9 protein-coding genes are annotated in these 10,566 nt (G+C 42.1%); 6 read left to right on the forward strand and 3 right to left on the reverse strand.

The window, feature by feature from the left end; all coding sequences use genetic code 11:
- The first annotated feature begins 174 nt into the window (after positions 1-174).
- The 4 genes from AC1DV1_RS25980 to AC1DV1_RS25995 all read left to right on the forward strand — a co-directional run bounded on the left by AC1DV1_RS25980 (position 175) and on the right by AC1DV1_RS25995 (position 5,660).
- Positions 175-2,985 (forward strand): TonB-dependent receptor, encoded by a 2,811-nt coding sequence (locus AC1DV1_RS25980; protein ID WP_477365776.1) that lies wholly within the window; start codon positions 175-177, stop codon positions 2,983-2,985.
- Positions 2,976-3,785: a DUF4249 domain-containing protein gene (locus tag AC1DV1_RS25985; protein ID WP_477365779.1), complete on the forward strand. Its 810-nt coding sequence runs from the start codon at positions 2,976-2,978 to the stop codon at positions 3,783-3,785. The genes AC1DV1_RS25980 and AC1DV1_RS25985 overlap by 10 nt, the downstream gene beginning before the upstream one ends.
- A gap of 136 nt (positions 3,786-3,921) precedes the next feature.
- The gene (locus AC1DV1_RS25990) at positions 3,922-5,013 is read left to right on the forward strand and encodes an AAA family ATPase (RefSeq protein ID WP_477365782.1); all 1,092 of its coding nucleotides are present in this window, start codon (positions 3,922-3,924) and stop codon (positions 5,011-5,013) included.
- The gene (locus AC1DV1_RS25995) at positions 5,010-5,660 is read left to right on the forward strand and encodes a DUF4276 family protein (protein WP_477365785.1); all 651 of its coding nucleotides are present in this window, start codon (positions 5,010-5,012) and stop codon (positions 5,658-5,660) included. Before AC1DV1_RS25990 ends, AC1DV1_RS25995 begins: the two co-directional genes overlap by 4 nt.
- Positions 5,661-5,689: 29 nt before the next feature.
- On the opposite strand, the gene cls is transcribed toward AC1DV1_RS25995, so the two are convergent.
- From cls to AC1DV1_RS26010, 3 genes are all read right to left on the reverse strand, one after another.
- A complete protein-coding gene (gene cls, locus AC1DV1_RS26000) occupies positions 5,690-7,135 on the reverse strand; it encodes a cardiolipin synthase (protein ID WP_477365788.1) in 1,446 nt (481 codons plus the stop codon).
- Between the two features lie 2 nt (positions 7,136-7,137).
- Positions 7,138-8,181 carry a metal-dependent hydrolase gene (locus AC1DV1_RS26005; RefSeq protein WP_477365791.1) on the reverse strand — a complete coding sequence of 348 codons (1,044 nt, stop codon included), beginning with the start codon at positions 8,179-8,181 and terminating at the stop codon, positions 7,138-7,140.
- 77 nt (positions 8,182-8,258) lie between these two features.
- Entirely contained in the window at positions 8,259-9,320 is a 1,062-nt protein-coding gene (locus AC1DV1_RS26010) for an acyltransferase (protein WP_477365794.1), read from the reverse strand.
- Between the two features lie 129 nt (positions 9,321-9,449).
- Between AC1DV1_RS26010 and AC1DV1_RS26015 the strand changes: the two genes are divergently transcribed.
- Positions 9,450-9,785: a hypothetical protein gene (locus AC1DV1_RS26015; protein WP_477365797.1), complete on the forward strand. Its 336-nt coding sequence runs from the start codon at positions 9,450-9,452 to the stop codon at positions 9,783-9,785.
- A gap of 76 nt (positions 9,786-9,861) precedes the next feature.
- Complete coding sequence (locus tag AC1DV1_RS26020; protein WP_477365800.1) at positions 9,862-10,323, forward strand: hypothetical protein; 462 nt, start codon at positions 9,862-9,864, stop codon at positions 10,321-10,323.
- Positions 10,324-10,566 lie beyond the last annotated feature (243 nt).

Here is a 10,566-nt window from a genome sequence, read left to right on the forward strand (position 1 = left end):
AAAATATAAATTTTCCCTTACTCCAACTTAATCTAACCCAATCTAACTTAATCAACCACTCACCAACCCACTACACATTCCCCCCATTTATCTACACAAGGTCTCCTGATGTCGCATTTATTTTAAGTGGATGAAAATAGGGTGCAATTTCGTTGCAAAGAAAATACACCCCTAATGAAGAGATTTTCCTTATTGTTATTTACCATCGTAGCTTTAGGCCATTCGGCCACACAGGCACAGCAAACACAAAAAAAGCTGAAGGACATTATCGTCAACCACTTTTTTTTGTGCACGCTTGACCAAATGCTTGATACCATATCAACCACCTACCAAATCCGTATTGTGTATGATAAAAACCAACTGGAGGGTATGGATGTGGTTGAGCATTTTTTTGAAGAGCCTTTAAAAAACATCATCAAACAAGTTTGCCAGGAACACGATTTGAAGTACTGGATAGAATCTACCGGCACCATTTACATTCTGAAAAACACCGACGACCTGGCCCGGCTGAAAAAACTAAACCAACTTTCGTTGCAGGCGGCAAATGCCAAAATAAAACGTAAAAAGACCGATGATGACGACCAGGACATAGCGCCAAAGATAGCCCCCAAGCACTTTATGTTCAGCATAAACGGGCGGGTGATCGATCAGCTAACCGGCGAGTCGCTTCCATCAGCTTCGGTGAAGATCCGGAACTCCGACCTCACCGCAATGAGTAATTCTGATGGTTATTTTACTTTTTTACGGGTACCATCAGACACCTGTGTGGTAGAAGTATCCTATTCGGGCTACCAAACAGACTATTTCAGGCTTAGCAGCGATAAAATCAACAACACGCTGATATGTGGGCTGTACGCATCGTTAAACACATTAAATGAAGTTAATATTACCGGCAAAAAAAGCGGAGTTATGAACACTGATAGCAGGCAGGTGGGCGTGCTCCAGCTTTCGCCGGCAAATTTAGATAAACTGCCAACCATGGGCGATAAGGATATTCTGCGTGCCTTCCAGCTAATGCCGGGCGTAAGCGGCACAAACGAATCATCATCCGGGGCCTATGTGCGTGGCGGCACACCCGATCAAAACCTGGTTTTGCTGGATGGCTTTACCGTTTACCAGGTTGATCACTTATACGGCTTTTTTAGCGCCTTTAACGCCAGTGCAGTTAAGGATGTGCAGCTTTATAAAGGTGGCTTTACCTCCAAATACGGCGGCAGGCTATCAAGCGTTACCGAAATTAACGGCAAGGAAGGCAATAAAAACGAAACCAATATGGGTGTCGACCTGAGCTTATTAAGCGCGAGCGGCTTCCTGGAGACACCGCTTTCCAAAAATGAAACACTGTTGCTCTCCATCAGGCGATCATACCAGGGGCCTTTTTATAACAAGATATTTAACCAGTTTAACCAGACAACCACATTCCAGGGAGGCGGTGGCGGCGGTTTTGGCGGCCGTGGTGGTGGCGGCTTTGCCAACCAGGTAACTCCGGCCTCGTATTTTTACGATGCCAACGCCAAATACACCTATACCATCAGCGATAAGGATAAACTTTCGGTAAGCTATTACTCCGGAACCGATAAAACCGATAACAGCCGTACCCTTGGCTTGCCTCCGGGCCTGTCAGGATCGGGCAGCGGAATTGGCATTACCGATTACACCAAATACGGCAACCTGGGCAGCAGTGTAAAATGGTTCAGGCAGTGGGGTAAAAAACTGTACTCCAACAATTACATCACCTACTCCTCCTATTTCAACAACCGGGAACGCGCCAGTTCGGGCGGCTCATTGCTGGATAGCAATGGTATTGCCCACACCTTTAGCAACAGCACGGTAGAAACCAATCACCTGAAAGATGTTGGCTATAAATCTGAATGGGAATGGCAAGCTGGCGAAACCTACAAGTTGCTTTTTGGTGGTTTTGTTAACTACAAAAAAATTGATTACGAATACACACAAAACGATACCGGCAAACTGATTAACCAGCATAACAACGCCATGCTGGAAGGTGTTTATGCCGAGCTTTCTATCGACCCGAATAACAACTTCCACATCCAGCCGGGCTTGCGGACCAGCTATTATGGCCCAACGGGCAAGCCTTATTTTGAACCCCGGGTATCGGCCAGTTATAATTTGAACGAACATTTTACGGTAAAGGGTGCTACCGGGCAGTTTTACCAGTTTGAGAACCAGGTGATACGGCAAGACATCCTTGCCGGCGACCGTAACTTTTGGGTATTATCCAATGGCGGCAATATCCCGGTTGGCATGGCCCGGCATTATATAGGCGGCCTTAGCTATGAGAATGATGAATTTTTGATCAGTGTGGAAAGCTATTACAAAACCCTAACCGGGCTTACGCAATACACCGTGAAGCAAACCCAAACGGGGGGTGGCGGTTTCAGGATGGCCGCGCCGCAAACACAAACTGTTACCGAAGATTTTTACACAGGTACCGGTCGCGATGCCGGTGTTGAATTACTGATACAAAAAAAACTGGGAAACTACACCGGCTGGGTAAGCTATACGCTTGCCAAAGCCCAGAATAAATTTGCCGCCTTCGGCGATTATTATTACGATGCTAACCAGGATGTAAGGCATGAGTTTAAATCCATCAATATGTACCATTACAACAGGTTTAACTTTGCAGCAACATTCCTGTTCAGTACCGGCAGGCCCTATACTGCCCCCCTATCAACTTATACCATTCAAACAGCCGACGGTAACAGTAAAACTTACCTGAACATCAGCGATAAAAACGGCGAACGCCTGCCCGCATATCACCGTTTGGATATGTCGGTATCGTATGACCTGCTGAAGATTGACGGGCATAAAGTAGGTTCGATAGGCCTGTCATTCTTCAACGTTTACAACCATACTAATACCTGGTATAAAGAGTACCAGGTGCAAAATAACCAGGTGATAACCACCAATGTAAATTACCTGGGCTTTACCCCCAACCTAACACTCAGCTTAAGATGGAAATAAAAACATATACACGCTATATCGCATTGAGTTTAATGAGCAGTTTGCTACTGCTGGCATCGTGTAAAAAAAATCAATCGGATATATTGGCTACCAATAAACCGGTGGTAGAATCATACCTTATTCCCGGCCAGGTATTAAGTATCAAAGTTTACCAGCAAAAGGCCCTTACCGATACTACAACTTACGGAGCGGCACTTACGGGGTTAAGTATCAGCGTATCTGATGGCAGTAAAAGTGTTAAACTAACCGAAAGCGCAAGCGGCACGTATACCTATGCCGATCAATCGTTTATCGCTACCGGTAAAACGTATACCATGCAGTTTACCTATGCCGGTGTAGAGATCAGTGCGACTACTATTATGCCGGGCAAACCTGCAGATTTTACCCTGTCGGATAGCGTATTTCATGTCCCCAGCACCATCAACCCCTTATATGCTGATGTGGCGAGGGCGAGCATTAAATGGAGTAACCCAGATTCGCTGTACCACCTGCTGGTGTTCAAAAATCTTGACAACGATCCCTATTATATATCTTACATCCGCAGCAATAATAAGCCCAGCTTCCAGATTAACGCGGAGCGGGCATCTTATTACAACCTGGTACAATCRTCATTTAACTATTACGGCCATTATAAAGTGATATTAATGCGGGTTAACCAGGAATACATCAACATACTGACAACCAATATCACCCGCGATTCGCAGGCTTTGCTTAACGAGCCCACCAATGTCACCAACGGCCTGGGCATTTTTACGGCTATGCAAACAGATACGTTGAGTTTAAGGGTGACTACGCAATAAAAAGTGATATAAAACTCTTAACTTAAGAAATCGTTTAAGAACTAAATTAATTAACTTACTTTCGATTTTTGATCGCAGTATTTTATTAGGGTAGTATAAACAATTATGTGGGAGTATAATAAATCGAAGTTTTGCTATGGCGCATAAACTGAATAACATACTTATCGAGGGGTTTAAATCGATAAAAAAACTTGATATAGAAATAGATGACCTTAATGTTTTAATTGGCCCTAATGGTGCAGGTAAATCTAATTTTATAGGGTTGTTTAAATTTTTAAGGGAGGTTATTGAAAGCCATCTTCAAATTTATACTGGTGTCAATGGCGGCGCAAATAAGCTATTATATTACGGCAGTAAAACCACAAAAAAATTACACGTATCGTTAAATTTCGCCCCTAATTATTACGAATTTAGTTTATTGCCCACCGCGAATGATTCATTCTTATTTGAAAACGAATATTGCTATTTCGACACTTCGGTAGATACTGTTTTCAAAGAAAATATAAATAATGGAGGTAGGGAATCTAAACTTGAAGAAACGATAAACAGAAAGGTTATCAAAAGCGTTCAGACATATGTTTTTGATGTATTAAAAAGCTGGCGACTTTATCATTTTCATGATACCAGTTCAAGTGCCGCTGTAAAAAAAACGGGCGACATAACTGATGTAGATTATCTGCGGGGCGATGCCTCAAATTTAGCTGCATTTTTTTATCACATGAAATTGGTTAATGAAAAACACTATAACCGGATTGTAAAAACGGTGGAATTAGTTGTGCCGTATTTTAAAGACTTTGTACTAAGACCTAACCCTTTCAACAAATCAACGATTATGTTGGAGTGGCAGGATAAAAATTCTGACGTGATATTCAACGCCAACGATTTATCTGATGGTTCGTTACGTTTTATTTGCCTGGCGACATTATTATTGCAACCTGAGCTTCCACCGTTAATATTATTAGATGAGCCAGAATTAGGTCTGCATCCATCGGCAATAACCTTATTGGGATCATTAATCAGGAAAGCATCTAAAAAAGCGCAGATTATTATTTCAACCCAGTCGGTTAATCTTGTGAACGAGTTTGAGCCCAAAAACATCCTGGTGGTTGAAAATAAAGATGGCAGTTCAACATTTACCCGTTTGGATGAGGGAAGCTTAGGTTCCTGGCTTAAACTTTATTCAATAGGCGAACTATGGGAGCAAAATGTATTGGGAGGTAAACCGTGATTCGAATAAATATAATATGCGAGGGTTCTACAGAAGAAAACTTTATCTCCAAAGTCCTTTATCCCCACTTTATTCTTAAAAACATACTGGTAACCGCCCGCAATATAAAAACCGGATCAAGTTACGGTAAACTTAAGGCGAATGTTATTCAATGGTTAAAAGAAGATTCCGGTGCTTACGTAACAACACTTTTAGACATTTATGGCATGGGAAATAAGTATCCGGGGTATGAAGAAAGCAAAGCTATGGAACCCTATGCAAAAGCTATAGCTATTGAGCAGGCGTTTAAATTAGATATTGAAAACACGGATTTATCTGTTTATAGGTTTATACCTCATTTTCAACTTCATGAATTTGAAGCCTTGCTATTTTCAGATTGCGCTGTTCTTGAAGAATTTTTATCGTTAGATTATAATTTCCCGGTTGGAGCATTGCAAAATATCAGAAACAAATTTGAAACTCCCGAACATATTAACGATAGTCCGCTAACCTCGCCGTCCAAGAGAATACTATCTGTTATACCGTCCTATGAAAAAGTTGCAGACGGAATTTTGATTGCAGAAGCAATAAGTTTAGATAAACTAAGGGCCGCTTGTCGCCATTTTAACAATTGGCTTACCACACTTGAAAACTTAAAATCAGCGTAATAGTTTTTTTTCGGATAGATGATTCCCAATTACAACAGCGGCGATAAAAGTCTGATGAGTTTTTCGGGCAGTTGTTTAAACAGGGTGCGTTTGGCCCAGGTTTTTGGATTGATTTTAACGGCATCTTTAATATCCGCGTAAAAAGCATCGCTTAACTGGCCGGCTATTGTATCGTCATATATCATGCTGTTCACTTCAAAATTAAGTTCAAAACTTCGGTGATCCATATTGGCGGTGCCAACAATGGCCAGTTGCCCATCGGCTACTATCGTTTTGGCGTGTACAAATCCTTTGCGATACAGGTAAATTTCGACACCGGCCTCTAAAATTTCGCCATAGTACGACCGGGCAGCGGCGTTTACCAATGCCGAGTCGGACTTGCCCGGAACCAGGAGTTTCACCTTAACGCCGCTACGCGCGGCTACATTAAGTGCATCCAGGATACTTTCGCCGGGGATAAAATATGGCGAGGTTATCAGCAACTCCTCTTCGGCCATACCAATGGCCTGGATGAGCGAGAACATGATAGTAGGTATGTCCGAATCGGGCCCGCTGGCGGCAATCTGTACTACGGCTTGCCCTTTATCGCTTTTGGTCGAGCAGAAGAAATTCTTCTCCAAAGCCAGTTTTTTGCCCGAACTAAAATTCCAGTCGCAGATAAAAAGATATTGCAGGTAATATACGCCGGGACCATTGATGCGCACATGCGTGTCCCGCCAATATAGTTTCTTTTTGCCTCCGTTGTTAATGTACCTATCGCTTACATTAATCCCCCCTACAAAGCCTGTGCAGCCATCAATCACGATGATTTTGCGATGGTCGCGGTAATTAGTGCGGTTGGATAGCGCTATAAACAGGATCTTATAAAAAGGGTAAGCCTCCACCCCTCCGGCTATTAACTCGGGCACCAGGGTGTGTCGTATGGAGCGGCTGCCAAAATCATCATAAATAAAACGCACTTTAACCCCCTCGGAAGCCTTTTGGATCAGGATATCTTTTATCTGGTTGCCAATGTTATCATCCTCATAAATATAGTATTCCATGTGGATGTGGTGCCTGGCATTTTTTAAGGCAGTTATTACATCAGGAAATTTCTCTTCGCCATTAATGTAAAGTTTAACATCGTTATTACAGGTTAGCGGGCTGTTGTCATTCAGCAGCATGCGGGCCAATTTTTTATGGCCTTTTAATTCTTCTTCCCCACTATTCCAGCTTCTTTCCGATTCCTTTATTACCTGTTCACGAATCTCGGCCAATAGCTTGCTGTCGCTTACTATCTTTTTGGAGTAGAGTTTATTTTTGCGGTAATTGGCACCTACGGCAAAATAAATAACCATACCGATTACCGGCATAAGAATGGTAACAAGCAAATACGCGAAAGTTTTAGTTGCCGACCTTATATCATACAAAATGCGCAGACAAACAAAAACAACCAGGAGAAGATAAATGCCAATTGCGGGTAAATACCAGTTCATTATTAAATTTTGTGATTAGGTTTATTTTCGATAACTGATTTGCCCAGTATACGCTTTACATAAATTTTAAGCGTATAACCGTCCCAGCCGCTCAGGCGGCCTTTTTGCAGCAGCATGGCCTGGTTTTTACCGGCAACCAGCGGATAACTAAACGCAAACGGCGCATCGGTAACTGCCCAGCCCTGTACCTGCCCAAACCGCAACACGTTGATATTGATGTCATTTCCCGCTTTGGTTATGGTGTAGTATTTGTCGGAAAACCTAACCAGGCTATTTACTACGGTTTTGTTTTGAACGCCATTTAATAACGAATCATTTTGGGCATGAAACTGATAAGCTAATGAATTGTCATTATCATCAAATACCGAACTATAGGCTGTGTTATAACCATTGTTTACCGGCGCAACAATGTACCAAAACATGCTGGAAAAGGGCGCTGGCGTAATTAAATAGGCTGGTTGAACCTGGCTTATTTCGAGTGAAGCCTGCACCTTGCGGCTTATATACAATTTGCTGAAACAGGCAAAGCACAAGTATAACCCGGAGAGCATAATAGCCGCAAAAGCCCATTTCGCCCGGCCATGATAACTGATATTCTTAAAAACCAAAACTACGAAAGCTACAAGCAAACCTATAGTAAATAAAGGATCGGCTACGTAAAGCAGGTTAACCGAAAACCGTTGATGGCTAAAAGGTTCCAGCAGGCCGGTGCCGTAGGCATTACAGGTATCCAACAAATCGTGCAGCATCAATTGCGTACAAAAAAACAGTGCAAGCATAATAAACGGCAGGTAAACCTTATGATGTATACGCCGGGCCAAAAAGGCTAAGGCCAAGCCGACAACTACCCCGAAGACTAAGGAATGGGTTACACCACGATGAGCCAATAACGCCTGTTCCGGCGGAAGAAATAAAGCCCCGGCGGCATCAATATCAGGCAGGCTTTGGGCTATCGCTCCCCATAGCAATGCCTGTTTGCCCAATTTTTTACCCAATACAAGTTCGCCAATGCAGGCGCCTAAAGTAATATGGGTAACGGAATCCATTGGCCGGTTTTATATTTTGTTTTGATAATGAATTTTCGCAGATATTGTTTGCGGCTTATTAATTATTGTATGGGTTGCTATCCAACCAAATGTTTAATTACCGGCACCTTGCTCATGCCATATACCAACAGCCACGACAGTAAAAAGCAAACAAAAGCTATTAACGGAATACTTACTACCGGGTTAAAAATGGTAAAGTTAATATCGTTTAAATCAAATATATTTAGCACCAAAGCGTGGCTTAAGTAAATGCCAAAGGTATATTTACCGGCATTATTACAAACACGCTTCACGGTTGTATTAAGCTTCACTTTGGTGTATTTAGCTATCAAAAAAGCGCATGTGGCCAACACAACAACAAAAGGCCCAACCGGTTCATAAAAGAATGTTTTAAGCTCATGATCTTTTACCTGTAGATAGTAAGTCCCCCAGCTTATTAAAGCCACCAGGGCGACGAACACAAGGGCAGCAATATATGGCAATGCCCGTAAGTTGAACCGCTTATAAGTGAGGTAATGCCCTAATACCAGGTAGCCAATATAGCCTGTGAAATTGTGAAGATCAACAGCGGTATTAAAAATGCTTAAATATGGCGTGGCCAGCAACACCGCCAAAAACCAAATCACCAGAAAATACAATATTTCCTTTTCGGTGGCATGCTGTACAAACTTACTTAAAACAGGAATAAACAGGTACAGCCCTATTAACAGGTACACATACCATAAATGATAATAAGCTCCTGATTTTAGTTGATTTAAAACAAATTTTACATCGGGCCACAAATGACCGGTAAATGCAAACTCCTCGTTATACAGGCGGTAGGCAACGTAAACCAGGCTCCAGAAAATAAATGGGAGGATTAACCGGCCAATCCGTTTTTTTAAAAAATCGCCCAACTCATACTCGCGATGCAGTAATAAAGCCCCGGTTATCATTACAAAAACCGGCACCGCAAAACGTACCAGTGCGTTGTAAACATCGCCCGTGAGCCAATCATTTAAAGGCACACTTTTATAGCCAAAAAGCAAGGGCGATGCAGTATGTAACACGATGACGGCAAACATGCTGATTAGCCGCAAATTATTTATCCATTCAATGTTGTGATCTTTATTGTTTACAACCGCTTCGCTAAATTTCATTGGCTAAACTTATGTATTTTTTTGATTTGACAAGATGCATTTTATTTATTGACGACCGATTTTCAATTGGATTTTAAGCTGATAACGGCGCTTCGCCACCATCCTGCCAAAAAACATTATCTTTGCCCAATGCTGTCCAGGTTAATGAAATCTTTATTGGTGGTTACTTTGTTCTTCGCTTTGCATATGAGCGGGCCTGGACAGGTACACGCTTATACCGGCAAACAGGGCAGCAATAAAGCGAGTGTCAAACAAAACACCCGCCATGACCAATTAATTGCCGAGACGAATACCGAGGTTAACGCGCCTGCCTTACAGGTTACGGCACATCCGGCAGCTTTCTTTACCGCTGTTGAACTGGGCGCACCTTACACGCTTGCAAGGCTCAATATTAGCAAGGCTTCAAATGTGCCACCGTCCCGGTTTTACCGGCTCATCCTTTTCCCCTTTCATGGTTTCTGGTAAACCCATGCTGATTTAATTTTTTTATAACTCCTTGCGTTTAATATAACGCTTATTTATTCAATTTTAATTATCAAGCATGAACCATATAACGGAAAATGCCCTGGTTGCGGGCACCCTATTAGCTGTATTTATTATCCCGGTAGTGATTATCACCCGCCGATCAAAACAAAAAAGATTTGCCGCGCTAAACCAGCGCCTGCAGGCAATTGCAAATGAACATCACCTCAGTTTAAGCCGGTCGGAGTTTATCGGTAATAAGATCATTGGCTGGGCACAATCGGGTAAAGCTTTGCTCTTTGGATCGCAGGAAACCGTGACCGTAAACGACCTGAATAACGCTACCCGCTGTTATATTTTAAAAAGCATGAATGGCACTGCGGTAAAATCAATCATTTTGCAAATTGCCGACCAGGCAAACAGGCAGGTTTGCAGCATACCGTTTTACCAGCAATTTATTGATAATGAATTAAAGCTGAAACAACTGGAAACCCAGGCAAAAGACTGGGAGGCTTTACTAAACAGCCAGTTTCAAAAATAATTTATCTGTTAAAGAAAGAGGCTGTATCATAAATCATGATCAGCCTCTTTTTTATTATTAATGGTTTATTGCTATAAAATCAATTAGTTATCTATGGTTTTATTTGTTTTAACAATCTGATTTTCATATATTTAAAGTATAGATATATGAGATATGGCAATCAGACAACCTGTTTTCAAACACTATGATCAGCAGCAAATATTAGCTATTCCGCCAACCCTGGAGGAGCTAATCCCGCAATCC

This window comes from Mucilaginibacter sp. P4_D1, from assembly GCF_056401935.1.

Coding starts and splice junctions, on each gene's coding strand:
- AC1DV1_RS26005 (WP_477365791.1), bottom strand. CDS start 8,181: ATGGATTCCGTTACCCATATTACTTTAGGCGCCTGCATTGGCGAACTT.
- AC1DV1_RS25980 (WP_477365776.1), top strand. CDS start 175: ATGAAGAGATTTTCCTTATTGTTATTTACCATCGTAGCTTTAGGCCAT.
- AC1DV1_RS26010 (WP_477365794.1), bottom strand. CDS start 9,320: ATGAAATTTAGCGAAGCGGTTGTAAACAATAAAGATCACAACATTGAA.
- AC1DV1_RS25990 (WP_477365782.1), top strand. CDS start 3,922: ATGGCGCATAAACTGAATAACATACTTATCGAGGGGTTTAAATCGATA.
- AC1DV1_RS26020 (WP_477365800.1), top strand. CDS start 9,862: ATGAACCATATAACGGAAAATGCCCTGGTTGCGGGCACCCTATTAGCT.
- AC1DV1_RS26015 (WP_477365797.1), top strand. CDS start 9,450: ATGCTGTCCAGGTTAATGAAATCTTTATTGGTGGTTACTTTGTTCTTC.
- cls (WP_477365788.1), bottom strand. CDS start 7,135: ATGAACTGGTATTTACCCGCAATTGGCATTTATCTTCTCCTGGTTGTT.